Consider the following 19,820-nt stretch of genomic DNA (forward strand, 5'->3'; position numbering starts at 1 on the left):
GCTACGAGGCATGCATGGACTGGCAATTCTGGATCGACCGGGGCGGCACTTTCACCGACATCGTGGCGCTGGCGTCCGATGGCCAACTGCGCACCCTGAAGTTGCTTTCCGAAAATCCTGAACATTATGCCGATGCCGCGATCGCCGGCATCCGCCAGTTGATGGGCGTGGCGGCGCATGAAGCCATCCCGGTCGAACGCATTGGCGCCGTCAAGATGGGCACCACGGTCGCCACCAACGCGCTGCTCGAGCGCAAGGGCGAGCCGACCGCGCTGGCCATCACGCGCGGCTTCGGCGACGCGCTGCGTATTGCCTACCAGAACCGCCCGCGCCTGTTCGACCGCCACATCGTCCTGCCCGAACTGCTGTACACCGACGTCATCGAAATCGACGAACGCATGGGCGCCCACGGCGACACCGTGGTGCCGCTCGACCTGGCCGGCGCCCGCGCGGCGTTGCAGTCGGCGTACGACAAGGGCCTGCGTTCGCTGGCCATCGTTTTCATGCACGGCTACCGTTACCACGCGCACGAGAATCGCGTGGCCGACGCCGCGCGCGACATCGGCTACACCCAGGTCTCGGTCTCGCACCAGGCCAGCCCGTTGATGAAGCTGGTCGCGCGCGGCGACACCACCGTGGTCGATGCCTACCTGTCGCCGATCCTGCGCCGCTACGTGGACCTGGTGGCGTACGAGCTGCCTGGTGTGAATTTGCAGTTCATGCAGTCGTCCGGGGGCCTGACCGATGCGCGCGCCTTCCAGGGCAAGGACAGCATCCTCAGTGGCCCGGCCGGCGGCATCGTCGGCATGGTGCGCGCCAGCCAGCTGGCCGGTTTCGACAAGGTGATCGGCTTCGACATGGGCGGCACGTCCACCGACGTCTCGCATTTTTCCGGCGAGTTCGAGCGCGTGTTCGACACCCAGGTGGCCGGCGTGCGCATGCGCGCACCGATGATGAGCATCCACACGGTCGCTGCCGGCGGCGGCTCGGTGCTGCACTTCGACGGCAGCCGCTACCGCGTGGGCCCCGACAGCGCCGGCGCCAACCCGGGGCCGGCCAGCTACCGCCGTGGCGGTCCGCTCGCGGTGACCGACTGCAATGTCATGCTCGGCAAGATTCAGCCCGAGCACTTCCCGCATTTGTTCGGCGCCGACGGCCGCCAGCCGCTCGACGCCCAGGCAGTGCGGGTGCGCTTCGTCGAATTGGCCGCGCGCATTGCGGCCGCCACCGGTAATCCCACCACGCCGGAGCAGGTGGCTGAAGGCTTTCTTGCCATCGCAGTGGGCAATATGGCCAACGCCATCAAGCAGATCTCGGTGCAGCGCGGCCACGATGTGACCGACTACGCGCTCACCAGCTTTGGCGGCGCCGGCGGCCAGCACGCCTGCCTGGTGGCCGACGCGCTGGGCATGAAAACCGTGTTCGTGCACACACTGGCGGGCGTGATGTCGGCGTACGGCATGGGCCTGGCCGACCAGTCCAGCATGCGCGAGGCCGCAGTGGAAGCCCGGCTTGACGAACACGCGCTGCCCGACCTGGAAGCGCGGCTGCATGCGCTGGGCCGCCAGTCCGGCGCCGACCTGCTGCACCAGGGCGTCGAGGAACACCGGATTACCCTGGTCGAGCGCGTGCACCTGCGCTACGAAGGCACCGATACGGCGCTGATCGCCCTGTTCGATCCATCCGGCGGCGTTGCCGCCATGCGGGCGCAGTTCGAAGCGGCCTACCGCAAGCGCTACTCGTTCCTGATGCAGGGCAGGGCGCTGATCGTGGAAGCGGTGTCGGTGGAAGCGGTGGGCGCATCCGATGCGCCGGCCGAGGCCGAACCACAGGCCGCCACGCCGGCGACAGCACCGGCACCGGCGACCGTGGTGCCGATGTACGCTGGCGGCCAGTGGCTGCAAACCGGCTTGTACCAGCGCGTGGACATCGAGCCGGGCGCTGTCATCGACGGCCCGGCGATCATCGCCGAAGCCAACGCCACCACCATCGTCGAAGCGGGCTGGCGCGCCGAAGCCACGGCGCGCGGCCACCTGGTGCTGCGCCGGGTGGCTGCACTGCCGCAGCGCGTGGCCATCGGCACCAGCGCCGACCCGGTGATGCTCGAAATCTTCAATAACCTGTTCATGTCGATCGCCGAGCAGATGGGGCTGCGGCTGCAAAACACCGCGTATTCGGTCAACATCAAGGAGCGCCTCGATTTCAGCTGCGCGATTTTCGATGCCGACGGCAACCTGATCGCCAACGCCCCGCACATGCCGGTGCATCTCGGCTCCATGGGCGAGAGCATCAAGACCGTGATGCGCGAAAACGCCGGCCAGATGCAGCCCGGCGACGTGTTCATGCTCAACGATCCGTACAACGGCGGCACCCACCTGCCCGATGTGACGGTGATTTCGCCTGTCTTCGATGAGGCCGGGGCCGAGATCCTGTTCTACGTCGGATCGCGCGGCCACCACGCGGACATCGGCGGCACCACGCCCGGCTCGATGCCACCGGACTCGCGCGTGATCGAGGAAGAGGGCGTGTTGATCAGTAATTTCAAGCTGGTGGATGGGGCAAGTGAGGGCGCCGACGGCGGCAAGCTGCGCGAAGCGGAAACCCGGGCCCTGCTGGCCGGCGCTCGCTACCCGGCGCGCAACCCGGACCAGAACCTGGCCGACCTGCGCGCGCAAGTGGCTGCCAACCAGAAGGGCGTGGAAGAGCTGCGCAAGATGGTCGCGCACTTCGGCCTCGACGTGGTGCGCGCCTACATGGGCCACGTGCAGGACAATGCCGAGGAAGCGGTGCGGCGCGTGATCAGCGCGCTGCATGACGGGGCTTACAGGCTCGAGCTCGACAACGGCGCGCAGATCGCGGTCACCGTCACCGTCGATCACGACAGCCGCAGTGCCGAGATCGACTTCACCGGCACCTCGCCGCAACTGGACAACAACTTCAACGCGCCGTCAGCCGTGTGCATGGCAGCGGTGCTGTACGTGTTCCGCACCCTGGTCAATGACGAGATTCCGCTCAACGCCGGCTGCCTGAAGCCGCTGAGGGTGATCATACCGCCCGGTTCCATGCTCAACCCGCACTACCCGGCCTCGGTGGTGTCTGGCAACGTGGAAACGTCCACCTGCATCACCAACGCCCTGTACGGCGCGCTGGGCGTGATGGCGGCCGCGCAGGGCACCATGAACAATTTCACCTTCGGTAACGCCAAGTACCAGTACTACGAAACCATCAGCGGCGGCTCCGGCGCCGGTCCCGGTTTCAACGGCGTGAGCGTGGTGCAGACCAATATGACCAATTCGCGCCTGACCGATCCCGAGATCCTCGAATTTCGCTTCCCGGTGCGGCTCGAGAGCTATCGCATCCGCGCCGGCAGCGGCGGCGCCGGCGAATGGCGCGGCGGCGACGGCGGCGTGCGCACGGTGCGCTTCCTCGAACCGATGACAGCGGCGATCCTGTCCAACAACCGGATTGTGCCGCCGTTCGGCATGGCCGGCGGCCATCCCGGTGCGCTGGGACGCAACACCGTGCTGCGCGCCGACGGTTCGGTGGAGCAGCTGGGCCACATCGGCAAGACCGCCATGCAGGCTGGCGACGCTTTCGTGATCGAGACGCCGGGCGGCGGCGGTTACGGCACGGTGCTGCCATGAGCGCGGTCCGGCCGACAGCGCATCGCCCCGCTCAATTGACCAGTTCCATGGCCGCCCGGGTGTACGAGCACGACTGGGCTGCCACAGGCCTGGGCCACATCGCCGACTGGCCGCCCTCGCTGCGCGTGAGTGTGAACCTGATACTGGCCTCGGACTTCCCGTCCTGCCTGTTCTGGGGGCCGGACATGTTGATGATTTACAACGACGGTTACATGACGTTGATGGGCCAGAAGCCCGATGGCCTGGGCCGTCCGCTGGCCGAGGTCTGGAGCGAAGTGTGGGACGACATCGAGCCGATCCTCGACCGCGCCTGGCAGGGTAAATCCACCTTCATCGAGGATTTCCCGCTGATGGTCGACCGCGACGGCCAGATCAGGGAAGCCTTCTTCACCTTTTGCTACAGCCCGGTACTGGACGAGCAGGGCGTCACCGTCGGCGTGCTCGACACGGTGGTGGAAACCACGGCCAAGGTACACGCCTTGCGCGATACGGCGCGCTATTCGGCCGCGCTCAAGGACGAGTTGCAGGTACTGACCCAGGACCGCGACCGGATCTGGCAGCTGTCCAGCGATGCGATGGCGCTGCTCGACAGCGACAACGGCGTGGCCGCCGTCAATCCTGCCTTTAGCCGCACCCTCGGCTGGCAAGAGGATGAACTGTCCGGCACCCCGGTGGCCGCGCTGATCCATCCGCTCGAACGCGATGTCGTGATCGGGCGCCTGGACGCCATTCGCCATGGCCAGGGCTCACCGAGGATCGAGGTGCGCCTGCGCCACAAGCGCGGCGAGTACATCTACATGGAGTGGACCAATGCGCTCAATGGCAACTTCCTGCTTGGCATCGGCCGCGATAGCACGGCCGAGCGGGCCGCTGCCGAGGCGTTGAAGCGAACCGAAGCAGCGCTGCACCAGGCCCGCAAGATGGAAGCGATGGGCAAGCTCACCGGCGGCGTCGCGCACGACTTCAACAACCTGCTGCAAGTCATCTCTGGCAACCTGCACTTGCTGTCGCACGTGGTGGCGGGCGACAGTCGTGGCCAGCGCTACGTCGACAGCGCACTGGGCGGGGTGCGGCGCGGGGCCCGGCTGGCCAGCTACCTGCTGGCCTTTGGCCGGCGCCAGGCGCTGGCGCCGCGCGTAATCAAGGTGGGCGCGCTGATCGCGGCCATGGACGACATGCTGGCCCGGTCGCTGGGCGAAACCATCGAGGTGGTGACCGTGATCCCGCCCGGCACCTGGAGCGCGCTGGTCGATACCGCGCAGGTGGAAAACGCCGTGCTCAACCTGTGCATCAATGGCCGCGACGCCATGAACGGCAACGGCAGGCTGACCATCGAAGTGGCCAACGCCAGCCTCGACGAGCACTATGCGCAGCGCCACGCCGACGTCCAGCCCGGCCAGTACGTGCTGATCGCGGTCACCGACACCGGCTGCGGCATGCCGCCCGAGGTGCTGGGGCAGGCGTTCGATCCGTTCTTTTCCACCAAGCCCGAAGGGCAGGGTACGGGACTGGGACTGTCGATGGTATTCGGCTTCGTCAAGCAGTCTGGCGGCCATGTCAACATCTACAGCGAAGTGGGCAGCGGCACCACGGTCAAGCTCTACCTGCCGCGCTGCCTGGAAGAAGAGGATGCCTGTGTGGCGGAGCCCGAAGCCGGCGCCGTGGTAGGCGGCAACGAAACCGTGCTGGTGGTCGAAGACGACGAGGGCGTGCGCGAGACTGCCGTCGAATTGCTCAGGCAACTCGGCTACTCCGTGCTCAAGGCCGCCGACGCGACTGCCGCACTGAGCATCCTCGACAGCGGCATCGGCATCGACCTGCTGTTTACCGACGTGGTGATGCCTGGTCCGCTGCGCAGCACCGACCTGGTGCGGCTGGCGCGGCAGAAGACGCCCGGACTGGCCGTGCTCTACACCTCGGGTTACGCGGAAAACGCCATCGTCCACGGTGGCCGGCTCGAGCCCGGCGTGCAACTGCTGGGCAAACCGTATTCCCGCGAGGCGCTGGCGCGCAAGGTACGACAGGTGCTGACTGGGCCGGTCAAACCCGGCTAGGCCGGGGTTGCCTAGGCCGATGTCGCGATACCGTACTTGCGCTGGGTGTGGTGGTATTGCGCCAACAGCGCGTCCAGCGCCGGGTGGTGGGCGTCGATCTTGCGCATGCGCTCGAGCAGGTACGCGGCCTGTTCGGCCAGTGGCGCTTCCCAGCCCATGTCGTCGAGCTGCCTGAGGATGGCCGACGCGGCCGCCGGCAGCAGCGCCATATTGGCTGGCGCCTTGCGCAGGCCGGCGTTGAGGGTGTCCACCGCCGCGCGCAGGTCGCCCTCGGTGCTTTTCTGCGCCGCGTGCGCCAGCAGTTCGCCCACCTGCATCTTGATCTGTTCGCCCATCCCCTGGGCCAGGTCGTGGCGGCCCGCTTTTTCGAAGACCTCAACTGCATCGTCCATCGACACGCCGCTGTCGTCGTCATTCATCAGGTCCAGCATCACCGACGAAGCCTGCTGGTCGAGCTTGACGTTCAGGCAGCTCTGGATCAGGTCGAGTTTGAGCTCGCTCGACAGGCCGCGCGTGTTGGCCATGCCGTTGACGGCAGTGGTCAGTTCGGCTGCGGCGGCGGTCATATTGCCGGCCATTTGCTGCACCATGCCGGCGGCAATCGCCCGGCAGGTGTCGGTGTTGGCATTGTTGCGCAGCGAGCGCTCCATGTCGCGGATCACGCCGCCGGCCTGGTAGGCGTCGCCTTTTTTAACCAGCGTCTTGACCAGCTTGACGTGGTCCTCGGGGTCGCGGAACTCGGAATACTTGGCCTTGGTCACCACCTGCTTGAACGCCCGTTCGGCCACCCCGACGTCGCCAGTGGCGAACGCCACTTCGCCCAGGTGGCGCAGGCGGCGCACCATGTGCGGCGAAATGTCCACCGCGTCTTCGAGCACCTTCTTGGCCGACTGCTGCTGGCCCAGCGCCTGCAGGGTGCGCGCCAACAAGTCGTAGGCGGCCATGAAGGTGGTGTGCTGTTGCAGCAGGTCGGTCAGGGTTTGCTGCGCTTCGACCAGCTTGCCCAGGCCGAACTGGCAGCGCGCCAGGCCCAGCTTGGCCCAGGCGGTAGGGCGGGTGAGCAAAATCGCCTGGTACACGAACTCGGCTTCGACCAGGTCGTCGATCGACACCAGCAGCTCGGCGCGCAGGCGCGCGTAGTCGGTGGCGTAGCGCGGGTTGGCTTGCTCCCCCTCCTTGCAGCCGGTGATCGCCTTGCGGATATTGCCGGCTGCTACATGCTGGTACACCGGCCAGAACACGTCGCGCCGCTCCACCGCGCGGCGGATCCGCTGCAGCAGGGCATCCACGGTGAATGGCTTGAGCACGTAATCGGTAGGCGCGAGCTCCACCGCGCCGATCACGCGGCTGTACACGCCCTCGGACGTGATCATCATGAAGATGCACCACGGCGGGATCAGGCGATGGTGGCGCAAATCTTCCAGCAGCTGCTGGCCGTCCTGGCCATTGTTTTCGCTGCCGTTACCCAGGTCGTACTCGCACAGCACGATGTCGAACTGGCGGCGGCTCAGCTGGCGGATGGCCGTGCCGGAACCCACCGCGTACTCGATACGGGTGATCTCGCACTGGTTCAGCATATTGTGCAGGCTGCCGCGCATGCCCGGGTTCGGGTCCACGATCAGTACCGACAACTCGCTATAGTCCGCCATGTTTCTTATCCATTCCAGGTTGTTCCCAGCATAACCGAAGGTCGGTGAAATGATGCGTTTTTGCATGGCACAAGTCACATTTTGGCGCGCCTCGGCCCCTAAACGTTGCTTGTGGAATACTTTGTCGCTGTCGGCAGCCGCATCCTGGTGCTGTATGGGGAGGGGCGGAACGGGTATAATGCGCGCAAAAGGAATTCTGCAAGCCCATGCCTGTGTTTCAATTTCGCTGTCTACCTTTAATCCGCAGCCACGCTGCATCAACTACTCTTCCATCATGTTGATACTCCCGGGCTCCAACGCCCTGTCCGCCTTCCGCAGCCAACGCCTGTTAAACCAACTGCAAGCCGCGCTTCCGCAGGTTGCCGCAGTCCAGGCCCGCTATGTCCACTTCATCGATGCCGCCCAGCCGCTGTCGGCCGACGACACCAGCCGTCTCGGCGCGCTGCTGACCTACGGCGAACCGGCCCAGGCCGACAACGCTGACGGTGCGGTCGAGGAATTCTTCGTGATCCCGCGTTTCGGCACGATTTCGCCGTGGGCCTCCAAGGCCACCGACATCGTCCACAATTGCGGCATGGCGCACGTCAAGCGCGTCGAGCGCGGCATCGCGTTCCGCATCAACCTCAAGGGCGGCATCCTGGGCAGCAGCATCGGCGCGCCGAAGAAACTGTCGGACCAGGATGTGCAGACCGTGGCCGCCTTGCTGCACGACCGCATGACGGAATCGGTGCTGCGCCACCCGGACGAAGCTGCCGGCCTGTTCCGCACGCTGGACGCGAAGCCACTGGAGACCGTGGACGTGATCGGCGCCGGCGCCAGTGCGCTGGAAAAGGCGAATACCGACCTGGGCCTGGCGATGTCGCACGACGAGATCGAGTACCTGGACGCGGCATTCACCCGCGCCGGCCGCAACCCGACCGACGTCGAACTGATGATGTTCGCGCAAGCCAATAGCGAACACTGCCGCCACAAGATCTTCAACGCCGACTGGACCATCGACGGCGTGGCGCAGCCCAAGTCCTTGTTCGGCATGATCAAGAACACCCACGAACTGCAGCCGAAGGGCACGGTGGTGGCCTACAGCGACAACTCGTCGATCATGGAAGGCGCGACCGTGATGCGCTTCTTCCCGCAAGGCGCCGGCCAGGAATACGCCCCGGTCACCGAGCTGACCCATACCCTGATGAAGGTGGAAACCCACAACCACCCGACCGCCATCTCGCCATTCCCGGGCGCCTCCACCGGCGCCGGCGGCGAGATCCGCGACGAAGGCGCTACCGGTCGCGGCGCCAAGCCCAAGGCTGGCCTGGCCGGCTTCACGGTCTCCAACCTGCTGCTGCCGGACGCCGTGCAGCCGTGGGAAGTCGATGCCGACGGCAAAGCCTACGGCAAGCCGGACCGCATCGCTTCGGCGCTGCAAATCATGATCGACGGCCCGCTCGGCGGCGCCGCGTTCAGCAACGAATTCGGCCGCCCGGTGCTCGGCGGCTACTTCCGCACCTACGAGCAAAATGTCAGCGCCCAGTTCGGTGAAGCTGCCGTGTTCGGCTACCACAAGCCGATCATGATCGCCGGCGGCATCGGCAACATCTCGTCGCAGCACACGCACAAGAACGACATCCCGGTCGGCAGCCTGCTGGTGCAGCTGGGCGGCCCCGGCATGCGCATCGGCATGGGCGGCTCGGCTGCCTCGTCGATGGCGACCGGCACCAACTCTGCCGACCTCGACTTCGACTCGGTCCAGCGCGGCAACCCGGAAATGGAACGCCGCGCCCAGGAAGTGATCAACGGCTGCTGGCAGCTCGGTAAAGACAATCCGATCATCTCGATCCACGACGTGGGCGCCGGCGGCTTGTCAAACGCTTTCCCGGAAATTACCAACGACGCCAAGCGCGGCGCGATCTTCGACCTGCGCAAGATTCCGCTCGAAGAGAGCGGCATGGCGCCGAAGGAAATCTGGTCCAATGAATCGCAGGAACGTTACGTGCTGGCGATTGCACCGGCAAGCCTGCCGCTGTTCCAGGCGCTGTGCGAGCGCGAGCGCTGCCTGTTTGCCGTGGTCGGTACCGCCACCGAAGAGCGCCAGCTCAAGCTGATCGATCCGGAACTGGGCAACAACCCGGTCGACATGCCGATGGACGTACTGCTGGGCAAACCGCCGAAGATGCAGCGCGATGTGGAACACGTCGTGCGCACATTGCCGCCACTGGACCTGACCGGCATCGACCTGGCCGAAGCGGCCAGGCGCGTGCTGCTGCTGCCGACCGTGGGCGACAAGTCGTTCCTGATCACCATCGGCGACCGTACCGTGGGCGGCATGTCGGTGCGCGACCAGATGGTTGGTCCCTGGCAGGTGCCGGTCGGCGACTGCGCCGTGACCACCATGAGTTTCGAGGGCTACCTCGGTGAAGCGATGTCCATGGGCGAGCGCACCCCGCTGGCCGTGATCGACGCTGCCGCCTCGGGCCGCATGGCGGTCGCCGAAGCGATCACCAATATCGCTGCCGCGCCAATTGCCGATATCTCCGACATCAAGCTGTCGGCCAACTGGATGGCCGCCTGCGGCCAGCCTGGCCAGGACGCCGCGCTGTACGACACCGTGAAAGCGGTCGGCATGGAGCTGTGCCCGGCACTGGGCATCAGCATTCCGGTCGGCAAGGATTCGCTGTCGATGCGCACAACCTGGAAGGATGAGGATCAGGCGAAAGCCGTGCTGTCGCCGGTATCGCTGATCGTCTCGGCATTCGCGCCAGTGTATGACGTACGCAAGTCGCTGACGCCGCAAATCAGGACCGATGCCGGCGACACGGCCATCATCCTGATCGACCTCGGCCGTGGCAAGAACCGCCTGGGCGCCTCGGCGCTGTCCCTGGTGATGAACCAGCTGGGCAACGAGACCCCGGACGTGGACAGCGCCGAAGACCTGAAAGGCTTCTTCGCTGCCATCCAGCAACTGAACCGCGACGGCAAGCTGCTGGCCTACCACGACCGGTCCGACGGCGGGCTGTACGGCACGCTGACCGAGATGGCGTTTGCCGGTCGTGCCGGCCTGTCGATCAACCTCGACATCCTGACCCTGGAACAGGGCCATGGCGCCGACCAGGGCGACGCCAAGAACTGGACCGGCCAGATCGCCGAGCGCCGCAACGAGCAAACCCTGCGCGCGCTGTTCTCGGAAGAACTGGGCGCCGTGATCCAGGTCCGTGCCGAAGAAAAGTCGCTGGTCATGGACGTGCTGCGCAGCTTCAACCTGGGCGCGTGCAGCCACATCATCGGCAAGCCGAACGACCGTGGCGTGATCGAATTCACCCGCGATGCCAAGCTGATCTACAGCCAGCCGCGCAGCGCGCTGCACCGCCTGTGGAGCGAAACCAGCTGGCGCATCGCACGCCTGCGCGACAACCCGGCCTGCGCCGATGCCGAATATGACCGCTTGCTGGACGAACAGGATCCGGGCATGCAGCCGAACATCACGTTCGACCTGGGCGACAATATCGCCGCGCCATTCCTGGCCACTGGCGTGCGGCCACGGGTGGCCATCCTGCGCGAGCAGGGCGTCAACTCGCATATCGAAACCGCTTACGTGATGCATCAGGCCGGCTTTACCGCGGTCGATGTCCACATGAGCGACCTGATTGCCGGCCGAGTGAAACTCGACGACTTCCAGGGTGTTATCGCGGTCGGCGGTTTCTCGTATGGCGACGTATTGGGTGCGGGCGAAGGCTGGGCCAAGACTATTCTGTTCAATACCGCGCTGTCGGAACAGTTCGCCCGCTTCTTTGCGCGAGGCGACAGTTTCGGCCTCGGTGTTTGTAATGGTTGCCAGATGATGAGTAATCTGAAATCGATTATTCCCGGCGCCCACGCGTGGCCGAAATTCACCACCAATAAATCGGAGAAATTCGAAGCGCGCTTTGCGATGGTGGAAGTAATGGATAGCCCGTCGATATTCTTCAATGGCATGGCCGGTACCCAGACCCCGATCGCGATTGCGCACGGCGAAGGTTATGCCGACTTTACCCAGACCGGGAATATCACCGAAGCGATCGCGGCAATGCGCTTTGTCGACAATCGCGGTGAGGCTACCGAAGCGTATCCGTATAATCCGAACGGTTCGCCGCAGGGCATTACGTCGGTGACCACGCCTGACGGCCGCTTCACGGTCATGATGCCGCACGCCGAGCGCGTGTTCCGCACAGTGCAGCAGTCGTGGCATCCGGAAGGTTGGGGCGAGGAGTCGCCGTGGATGCGCATGTTCCGTAACGCGCGCAAGTTTGTCGGTTAAACAGTATTAGTCGTTCCTGAAAGCCGGGCCCTGCGCAAGCAGTGGCCCGGCTTTTTGTCATCGGTTATTAACACTGCACTCTAATCCGTCATTCCCGCGAACGCGGGGATCCATAGAACGCGTGAAGAATGGGCCGCGCGGTGTGCTTGCTCAGCATGGATCCCCGCGTTCACGAGGATGACGGGCTCGGAGGATTGCGCCAGAGTTTGGCATCTTCAAGCTGACATCTGGCTGTGCTGCCGCAGCATGAAGCCGGTAAACGACAACGCCCGGCACAAGGCCGGGCGCTTTTACATCAAGGCAGCCTCACGCTGCCCGGTTCAACTTACTGAACCTTGGCTTTCTTTTGCAGCTCGTCGCGGTACGCGGCGATTTTGCCTTGCTGCATCTGTTGGGCGATCTGGCCCTTGACCTGGTCGAACGGTGGGAACTGGGCATCGCGTGGCGCTTCGTCCAGCTTGATCACGTGGTAGCCGAACTCGGTCTTGACCGGGGTTTCGGTGATCGCACCTGGTTTCAGGGCGACCATCGCATCGGCGAATGGCTTGACCAGCTTGCCTGGCGACATCCAGCCCAAATCGCCACCATTGTTGGCGGAACCGTCTTTCGATACCTTGGCCAGTTCTTCGAACTTACCGCCGGCTTTCAGCTTGGCGATAATGTCCTTGGCTTCCTGTTCGGTGGTCACCAGGATATGGCGCGAGTGATATTCCTTGCCGCCGTTGGCTGCCTTGTATTTGTCGTACTCGGCCTTGATATCGGCATCCTTGACCGGATTCTTTTTCACATAATCGGCCAGCATGGCGTTGATGATAATGCTCTGGCTGGCGTTATCGATGGCGGCTTTGACGTCAGCCTTGTTGCCATAACCTTGTTTATTCGCCTCCTGCAGCATCACTTCGCGGCCGATCAGTTCTTTCTTGACCATTTCGCGCAATTGCGGGCTGTCAGGTTGCTGGCCTTGAGCTACGACCTGTTTGACCATTTGGTCTGCCTTGGCGGCCGGAATGGCTTTGCCATTGACGGTCGCGAGGTTTTGCGCAAAAGCGGGCACTGCAGCAACAGCGAGCATGGCTAACAACAGACGGGCTGGTTTCAACATCATTATCTAAATCCTTTAAAAGCTTGAAATTGCACTTGGACGCGCATATTACCAACTTGAAATGAGAAACGGCGCCCCGTAGGGCGCCGCCTTGCAGAACATTACTGCACTTTTGCTTTTTTAACCAGTTCTTCCTGGTAAGCTTGAACTTTCTTCTGCATCAGGCCTTCTTGTACCTGGCCTTTGACTTCTTCCAGCGGCGGCAGTTTCACGGCGCGGGTGTCGTCGACCTTGATCACGTGCCAGCCGTTAGGGGTTTGCACCGGCTTCTCGGTCACGCCACCTTTTTGCAGGTTGACGAAAGCTGCCGAGAATACTGGTGGGAACGACGATGGGGTAGCCCAGTCCAGGTCGCCGCCGTTGGCAGCCGAACCGGTGTCTTTCGACTGCTTGGCCAGATCTTCGAACTTGGCGCCGCCTTTGAGCTTGGCGATGACGTCGTTGGCTTCGGCCTCGGTCGCCAGCAGGATGTGACGCACGTGATACTCTTTTTCGGCCGAAGCGGCAGCCACGGCTTTGTCGTACTCGGCCTTGACGTCGGCATCCGAGACCGGGTTTTTCTTGACGTAGTCGCCTACCAGCGCATTGGTGATGATGGCCTGGCGGGCGTTTTCGATCTGATCTTTGACGGCAGGGTTTTTGCCGTAGCCTTGTTTTTCGGCTTCTTGCATCATGACTTCACGACCGATCAGGTCCTTCTTGATCAGCTCGCGCAACTGTGGCGAATCCGGCTGCTGGCCTTGGGCGACGACTTGCTTGACGACAGCGTCAACACGCGAGCTCGGGATGGCTTTGCCATTAACAACGGCAACATTTTGTGCAAAAGCAGGTACGGCGGCAACGGCGAGCAGTGCAATCAGCAAACGGGCTGGCTTGAAAGTCATTATTAATTCCTGTAGGGGGAAGATTTAGCGAAAACCGGAGGAGGGAGTAAGAGTTGCTATCTGTCTTTTATTCAGCTTTTGTGTTCGAATATTTTCTGAGACCTATAGCCTGGTTCCACCCCACCGGCACAACATCATACTTCGGACGGAGCCAATGCAGTAATGGCCAATGCATGAATTTCTTTATGCATCATATCGTTCACGGAATCATACACGAGTCGATGTCTTGTGACGAGTCTCTGCCCTTCAAATTGTAACGAAACGATTCTGACGCTGTAATGTCCACCGCCGGAGGCGGCGCCAGCATGGCCGGCGTGCAAATGGGAGTCGTCGTCGAGTGTCAATTGAAGCGGGGACAAGGCCGCTTCCAGCTTGCTGCGGATGCGCTCGATACGGGTTTCGGTCATGCTTGCTCCTTCATGTGGCGCGAGAGGTAAACGGTCTGGCCGATGATGAACACGAACATCAACGCGGTGGTGCCGAACATTTTAAAATTGACCCAGGCATCGGTGTTACCTTTGAACAGCACAAAAGCCACGTACCAGTTGAGTACGCCCATCACGGTAAAAAAGGCGATCCAGGCCAGGTTGATACGGGTCCAGCCCGCATCGGGCAGTTCGACGAATTCGCTCATCGACTTGCGCATCAGGTTTTTCTTGAAGACCAGGTCGCTGACCAGCAGGCCGACGGCGAATGACCAATAGACGATGCTCAGCTTCCATTTGACGAAGGCTTCATCGTGCAGGTAGATGGTGAGGCCGCCAAAGAACACGAACATGGCCAGGGAAAACCACATCACTCCTTCGACCTTACGCCCGCGCACTTTCAGGTAAGCGATCTGCAGCACCGTGGCCAGGATGCCGACCACCGTGGCCAGCACGATGGGGGCCTGGTCCGGCGTCACACTGCCACCTGAAATGATGCTGCCCAGGTAGGTGTTGGTAAACACCTGCGCTGCTTCGGCATGCATGCCGGCCAGCTTGTAGGCGGCAAAGAAGAGGATGACCGGGAATAAGTCGAACAGGAATTTCATGGTGCCTCAATATCTTTTAATCTTGTGGATCGAACCGCAGCGACGCCGAGTTGATGCAATAACGCAGGCCGGTCGGCGGCGGTCCGTCCGGGAACACGTGTCCCAGGTGGGCGTCGCACACGGCGCACAGAATTTCGGTGCGCAGCATACCATGGGTGCGGTCGGTTTTCTCGATCACGTTGGCAGGATCGATGGCCTCGAAGTAGCTGGGCCAGCCGCAACCGGAATCGAACTTGGTGTCGGAAGTAAACAGCGGCGTGTTGCAGCACACGCAAGTATACGTCCCGTGTTCGTGGTGATCCCAGAATTTGCCGGTAAAGGCGCGCTCGGTAGCGGCGTGGCGGGTGACTTCATATTCCATTGGATCGAGCATGGCGCGCCATTCGGCGTCGGACTTGGTGACTTTATTGGTCATGGCTTAGATCTTTCTTAAGAAGAACAACTCACTTCGAGATGGCTGGCCCAGTCGGGCGGCAAGGCGGCGTATTGGTCGTGCTCGGGCTGTTCGTCGTACGGGTGCTGCAAGATGGCCAGCAATTTTTCGACTTCCGAATAGTCGTGCTGCTGCGCCTTGTCGATGGCCACCTGGGCCAGGTAATTGCGTAGCACGTATTTGGGGTTGATTCGGTTCATCGCAAGCTGGCGGTCGCCATCGACGCTGTGCTCGGCCTGCAATCGCTGGCGATATTGCCGGGCCCACGCATCGAAGGCGGCGCGGTCGATGAACAGGTCGCGCAGCGGTTCGTCACCGCTGGCGTCCTGCGACTTGAGGCCACCGAGGCGGCGGAAGAACTGGGTAAAGTCCACGCCTGGCAGCATGGCGAACATGCCGTCGAACAGGGCGCGGTCGGCGTCGGCGTGGGCGTCGAGTTGCGTCAGGCCCAGCTTGGCGTGCAGCAGTTCGTCGAGCTTGGCCGCAAAGGCTGGCTGGTACACGTCGAGCGCCGCCTGTGCGTCTTCCGGCTCGCCGATCAGCGGCAGCAGGGCCTGGGCCAGCGCGTAGCAATTCCAATGGCCAACCTGCGGCTGGTTCGAATACGCATAGCGGCCTTGCTGGTCGGTATGGTTGCAGATGTGATCTGCGTCGAATGCTTCCATGAAGCCGAACGGACCGTAATCGATGGTCAGGCCCAGGATCGACATATTGTCGGTGTTCATCACGCCGTGCATGAAGCCCACCGCTTGCCACTGTGCAATCATGTGCGCGGTGCGGCGCGTCACTTGCTCGAGCAGGCCCTGGTAGGGATTGTCGCTGGCGCGTAGTTCTGGGTAAAAATGGTCGATCACGTAGTCGGCCAGGATTTTCAATTGGTCGTTCTGCTTGCGGTAGTACCAGTGCTCAAACGAGCCGAAGCGCACAAAGCTGGGCGCCAAGCGCACCACGACAGCGGCGGTTTCTACCGTCTCGCGCATCACGCCCTGGTTGGAACCGGCAATCGACAGCGCGCGCGACGTGGGGATGCCGAGGCCATGCATGGCTTCCGAGCACAGGAATTCACGGATCGACGAGCGCAGCACGGCGCGACCGTCGCCCATGCGCGAGTAGGGCGTCTGGCCGGCGCCTTTCCATTGCAGCTCCAGCGGACCCTGCGGGGTGGCGGCGGCGCCGAACAGGATGGCGCGGCCGTCGCCGAGCTGGCCGGCCCACACGCCGAACTGGTGGCCTGAATACACGGCCGCCAGTGGTTGCGCCTGTTCCGGCACGGCATTGCCGACCAGGACGTCGAGACTGTCCGCCACCTGCTGCGGCGTGAGGCCGATCAGTTGCGCGGCCGCCGGGCTCACCGCTACCAGGTAGGGCGAGGGCAGGGGCGTGGGCATCAGCCTGGTATAGAACGCGGGCGGCAAGGACGCAAAAGAATTGTCCAGCGGCAGCGAGGTCAGATTGGTAGCGATGATGGTTCCTGTGAAGAGCACCTGGCCCATGGGCCGGAAAGCGCGATTTTACCGCAGCGTGGGCAAGCGCGTAGCGTGCATGCATGGACGAAGCGCGATCGGCGCGCACTGAGCGCACTGTCGGCCCGCGTGGCGCGAAAAATACAAATAGTCGTCTTACTCGCAGCGCAGAAAATCGCCGGCAAACCCGCGCCAGCCCTTGCGAACAGCAATATTGCGCAAACCTCAACTAGCTAATAGTAAGTTACTTCATTCATAAATTGATTGACGGTAATAAGTATTTACCCGTAAATTATTGCTTTGCAGCATTTCTTCGACTTCGCGCCCAGCGCTCCAGGACCCCCATGTTCACTAGTCTCACTATCCGTACCCGGCTTATTGTCACCATGACAGTTCTCGGCCTGTTGATTATTTCCATCGGTGTCGTTAGCCTGTTTGGCCTGAACAAGGTCAACTTTGCCCTGAAGGACGTCTATTCGAACCAGATGGCGTCCGTACTCATACTCGGCAATTCCAAGAACTTCCTCAATCGCGCGCGCTTCGTCATCGATCGCGGCGTATTTCATCCGGAGGCATCGGACCTCGAAAAAACCCTGAGCCGCGCGGAAGGGTTCATTGTCGATGGCGACAAGGCCTGGAAGGAATACCTGGCGCTGCCGCTGGTGGGCGAAGAGCAAGCGCTGGCCGCCGACCTCGATAAAAAGCGCACCGTGTATATCGGCTTCCTGCGCGAGCTGATGGCGGCGATCCGTACCCAAAATGCCGAGAAGATCGACGACCTGGCCATGAACAAGATGAGCAAGGAGTTCGGCATTTTCGACGCCGCCTCCAACAAGCTGGAAAAATACCAGCTCGACGGCGCTCAAAAACACTATGACGAGAGCCAGTCATTCTTCGGCAAGTTCGAAATCGGCTTCGTGATCGCCTTGCTGGCGGCCATGGCCTTGATCGCTTATTCCACGCTGCGCCTGCTGTCGGCCATCCTGAAACCGCTGCGCGCCGCACTCGGCCACTTCGACCAGATTGCCGGCGGCAACCTGGCCAACGACATACAGGTTGATCGCGACGACGAGATGGGCAACCTGATGCAGGGCCTGATCCGCATGCAGGAGCAAATGTCCACCACCGTGCGCGGCATCCGTAGCGGCAGCAATTCGATTGCCACTGCCAGCGCCGAAATTTCGCATGGCAACCTTGACCTGTCGCGCCGCACCGAGAACCAGGCTGCCGCACTGGAAGAGACCGCGTCTTCGCTGGAAGAGCTGACCACCACCGTGCGCCACAACGCCGACAATGCGCGCCAGGCCAACCACCTGGCGGTAACCGCCCAGGACGTGGCCAGCAAGGGCGGCCAGCTGGTCTCGCAAGTGGTCGATACCATGAGCACGATTAACGGTTCCTCGCGCAAGATCGCCGACATTATCGGCGTGATCGATGGCATTGCGTTCCAGACCAATATCCTGGCGCTGAACGCGGCAGTGGAAGCGGCGCGCGCCGGTGAACAGGGACGGGGCTTTGCGGTGGTGGCCACCGAAGTGCGCAACCTGGCCCAGCGGTCGGCGGCTGCAGCCAAGGAAATCAAGGAACTGATCACGGCGTCGGTGGAGCAGGTCGATGCTGGCTCGCAGCTGGTGGACAAGGCCGGCGCAACGATGGACGAGATCGTCAGCAGCGTGGAGCGCGTGACCGGCATCATCAGCGAGATCATGGTTGCCGGCGAAGAGCAGAGCGAGGGCATCAACCAGATCAACCAGGCGATTGCGCAGATGGACGAAGTGACCCAGCAGAACGCGGCGCTGGTGGAAGAAGCTGCGGCTGCGGCAGGGTCGCTGCAGGAGCAGGCGGCAACGCTGGAAGCGCTGGTCAGCACGTTCCAGGTCGAGGCGCAGTCGGCGCCGCGCCTGGGTCGGGCGCCGAAGCGACCGGCGCTGGCGCTCGGTTACTGATTCAATCTACATCGGCCAGCAACAACGATACATATAACAGGAAGCGGTCTTCCAGCCGCGCCAGCTCGAGCCCGGTGATCTCGCCGATGCGGCGCAGCCGGTAGTCGAGCGTGTTGCGGTGGATGTGCAATGCTTCCGCCGTGGCGGCCAAATGGCTGTCGTGGCGGAACCATGTTTCCAGGGTGCGCTGCAACAGTTCCTTGCTTTTGTCCTGCGCTCGCAGCTTTTGCATCGGCTGGCGCAGCTGCTCGGCCTGCCAGCCGGCATCGAGTCCCGACAGCAGCACCGGCAGCGCCTGGTCGTAATAGTTGTAGCGCTTGCGGCCGCCGTCGCGCTGGCGGCCGATGCGCGCCGCCGTGCGCGCGCTCTGGTACGAGATCGCCACATTGCCGATGCCGGCCAGGGCGATGCCCACCGTCAGCGCATAGTCTTGCGCGCCCTCGTCGTCCAGCAAGGCCGCCAGCGCCGCCAGCTTGCGCTGCGCCCACGCCGGCACATCGGTGGCGTCAATACTGTCATGAAAATCGACGATCACCAGCTCGTGCGAACTGGTTGCGGCGGTCAACGCCGATGGCTGCCTGCCCAGCAAGCGCAACTGCAGGCGCTGGATTTCACTGAGTGCCTCGACCGTGCCGGCCGCCCGGTCGGCCAGCTCCAGCAATAGCACCACGTGCGGACGGCGAAAGTCCACGCCCAGCCGCCGCGCCCACGATTCAAGCCCGGAGCGGGCGCCCGGATCGCTGGCGACCAGTTGCAGCACAAAGGTTTCGCGGTACCGCGAGTCGCGTTGCAGGGCGTCGGTCAGTTGCGCCTGTTCCAGGATCATCTCGGCCGTCAAACGCACCAGCTCGCCAAACTGGCGCACCTCGTCGGGTGCGCCGGACAGGCCGATGGCGCCGCATAATTGGCCGTTGACGGTCAGCGGCAGGTTGATGCCAGGCTGGGCGCCGTGCATATTGCGCGCGCTGGTCGCGTCTATTTCCACCGGCAACTGCTTGGCCAGGGCCAGCATGGCGCCCGTGTGCAGCTCGCCGATGCGGGCGGCATTGCCGCTGGCGACGATGCTGCCGTGAGCATCCATCACGTTGACGTTATACGGGATGATTTTCATCGTGCGGGTGACGATGTCCTGCGCCAACGCGCTGTTCAAGATGGTCATGGCAAACTATTCATGGTGGATGACTCTGGCCGCCATTGTGCCAAGGAACGAGGGATTGCGCTCGAAAGTCGTTTTTCTAAGGAAATATTTGGGCAGTTGCCCAGTATTTTGCACCATCAACTGCGAATTCTCGTGCATTCGGCCGATGATTTTTGCCAGGTGATTCCA

General features: G+C 63.0%; 12 protein-coding genes. 4 read left to right on the forward strand and 8 right to left on the reverse strand.

Features of this window, described 5'->3' with window-relative positions:
- Positions 1–14: 14 nt before the first annotated feature.
- Together DUPY_RS10335 and DUPY_RS10340 are read left to right on the forward strand one after the other, a co-directional pair.
- The gene (locus DUPY_RS10335; RefSeq protein ID WP_070247797.1) at positions 15–3,644 is read left to right on the forward strand and encodes a hydantoinase B/oxoprolinase family protein; all 3,630 of its coding nucleotides are present in this window, start codon (positions 15–17) and stop codon (positions 3,642–3,644) included.
- Positions 3,641–5,698, forward strand: coding sequence for a hybrid sensor histidine kinase/response regulator (locus DUPY_RS10340; protein ID WP_084640646.1), 2,058 nt, complete (start codon positions 3,641–3,643; stop codon positions 5,696–5,698). Before DUPY_RS10335 ends, DUPY_RS10340 begins: the two co-directional genes overlap by 4 nt.
- An 11-nt stretch (positions 5,699–5,709) precedes the next feature.
- Here the strand turns inward: DUPY_RS10340 and DUPY_RS10345 are convergent, their stop codons facing one another.
- Entirely contained in the window at positions 5,710–7,347 is a 1,638-nt protein-coding gene (locus DUPY_RS10345; RefSeq protein ID WP_070247743.1) for a response regulator, read from the reverse strand.
- A gap of 274 nt (positions 7,348–7,621) precedes the next feature.
- Between DUPY_RS10345 and purL the strand changes: the two genes are divergently transcribed.
- Positions 7,622–11,632 carry a phosphoribosylformylglycinamidine synthase gene (purL, locus tag DUPY_RS10350; RefSeq protein WP_070247744.1) on the forward strand — a complete coding sequence of 1,337 codons (4,011 nt, stop codon included), beginning with the start codon at positions 7,622–7,624 and terminating at the stop codon, positions 11,630–11,632.
- A gap of 325 nt (positions 11,633–11,957) precedes the next feature.
- Here the strand turns inward: purL and DUPY_RS10355 are convergent, their stop codons facing one another.
- From DUPY_RS10355 to DUPY_RS10380, 6 genes are all read right to left on the reverse strand, one after another.
- Complete coding sequence (locus tag DUPY_RS10355; RefSeq protein ID WP_070247745.1) at positions 11,958–12,737, reverse strand: peptidylprolyl isomerase; 780 nt, start codon at positions 12,735–12,737, stop codon at positions 11,958–11,960.
- A 98-nt stretch (positions 12,738–12,835) separates the two neighbouring features.
- Positions 12,836–13,618 carry a peptidylprolyl isomerase gene (locus DUPY_RS10360; RefSeq protein ID WP_070247746.1) on the reverse strand — a complete coding sequence of 261 codons (783 nt, stop codon included), beginning with the start codon at positions 13,616–13,618 and terminating at the stop codon, positions 12,836–12,838.
- A 134-nt stretch (positions 13,619–13,752) separates the two neighbouring features.
- Positions 13,753–14,025, reverse strand: a complete 273-nt coding sequence (locus DUPY_RS10365; RefSeq protein WP_070247747.1) for a BolA family protein — start codon at positions 14,023–14,025, stop codon at positions 13,753–13,755.
- Positions 14,022–14,651, reverse strand: coding sequence for a septation protein A (locus tag DUPY_RS10370; protein ID WP_070247748.1), 630 nt, complete (start codon positions 14,649–14,651; stop codon positions 14,022–14,024). The genes DUPY_RS10365 and DUPY_RS10370 overlap by 4 nt, the downstream gene beginning before the upstream one ends.
- Before the next feature lie 16 nt (positions 14,652–14,667).
- Positions 14,668–15,066: a peptide-methionine (R)-S-oxide reductase MsrB gene (msrB, locus tag DUPY_RS10375; RefSeq protein WP_070247749.1), complete on the reverse strand. Its 399-nt coding sequence runs from the start codon at positions 15,064–15,066 to the stop codon at positions 14,668–14,670.
- A 14-nt stretch (positions 15,067–15,080) separates the two neighbouring features.
- Entirely contained in the window at positions 15,081–16,577 is a 1,497-nt protein-coding gene (locus DUPY_RS10380) for a protein adenylyltransferase SelO (RefSeq protein ID WP_071651616.1), read from the reverse strand.
- A gap of 314 nt (positions 16,578–16,891) precedes the next feature.
- Here DUPY_RS10380 and DUPY_RS10385 point away from each other — a divergent pair, with 314 nt between their 5' ends.
- Complete coding sequence (locus DUPY_RS10385; protein WP_070247750.1) at positions 16,892–18,493, forward strand: methyl-accepting chemotaxis protein; 1,602 nt, start codon at positions 16,892–16,894, stop codon at positions 18,491–18,493.
- A gap of 1 nt (position 18,494) precedes the next feature.
- Here the strand turns inward: DUPY_RS10385 and DUPY_RS10390 are convergent, their stop codons facing one another.
- Positions 18,495–19,652, reverse strand: a complete 1,158-nt coding sequence (locus tag DUPY_RS10390) for a sugar diacid recognition domain-containing protein (RefSeq protein ID WP_070247751.1) — start codon at positions 19,650–19,652, stop codon at positions 18,495–18,497.
- Between the last annotated feature and the right edge of the window lie 168 nt (positions 19,653–19,820).

Origin of the sequence: Duganella phyllosphaerae (assembly GCF_001758785.1) — a bacterium.
Lineage (GTDB): Bacteria > Pseudomonadota > Gammaproteobacteria > Burkholderiales > Burkholderiaceae_D > Rugamonas > Rugamonas phyllosphaerae.

What these genes read in the sequence shown, in the direction of transcription:
- DUPY_RS10335 (WP_070247797.1), top strand. Translation starts at nt 15, where the DNA reads ATGGACTGGCAATTCTGGATCGACCGGGGCGGCACTTTCACCGACATC.
- DUPY_RS10390 (WP_070247751.1), bottom strand. Translation starts at nt 19,652, where the DNA reads ATGACCATCTTGAACAGCGCGTTGGCGCAGGACATCGTCACCCGCACG.
- DUPY_RS10355 (WP_070247745.1), bottom strand. Translation starts at nt 12,737, where the DNA reads ATGATGTTGAAACCAGCCCGTCTGTTGTTAGCCATGCTCGCTGTTGCT.
- DUPY_RS10370 (WP_070247748.1), bottom strand. Translation starts at nt 14,651, where the DNA reads ATGAAATTCCTGTTCGACTTATTCCCGGTCATCCTCTTCTTTGCCGCC.
- DUPY_RS10385 (WP_070247750.1), top strand. Translation starts at nt 16,892, where the DNA reads ATGTTCACTAGTCTCACTATCCGTACCCGGCTTATTGTCACCATGACA.
- DUPY_RS10345 (WP_070247743.1), bottom strand. Translation starts at nt 7,347, where the DNA reads ATGGCGGACTATAGCGAGTTGTCGGTACTGATCGTGGACCCGAACCCG.
- DUPY_RS10360 (WP_070247746.1), bottom strand. Translation starts at nt 13,618, where the DNA reads ATGACTTTCAAGCCAGCCCGTTTGCTGATTGCACTGCTCGCCGTTGCC.
- DUPY_RS10380 (WP_071651616.1), bottom strand. Translation starts at nt 16,577, where the DNA reads ATGGGCCAGGTGCTCTTCACAGGAACCATCATCGCTACCAATCTGACC.
- DUPY_RS10365 (WP_070247747.1), bottom strand. Translation starts at nt 14,025, where the DNA reads ATGACCGAAACCCGTATCGAGCGCATCCGCAGCAAGCTGGAAGCGGCC.
- msrB (WP_070247749.1), bottom strand. Translation starts at nt 15,066, where the DNA reads ATGACCAATAAAGTCACCAAGTCCGACGCCGAATGGCGCGCCATGCTC.
- DUPY_RS10340 (WP_084640646.1), top strand. Translation starts at nt 3,641, where the DNA reads ATGAGCGCGGTCCGGCCGACAGCGCATCGCCCCGCTCAATTGACCAGT.
- purL (WP_070247744.1), top strand. Translation starts at nt 7,622, where the DNA reads ATGTTGATACTCCCGGGCTCCAACGCCCTGTCCGCCTTCCGCAGCCAA.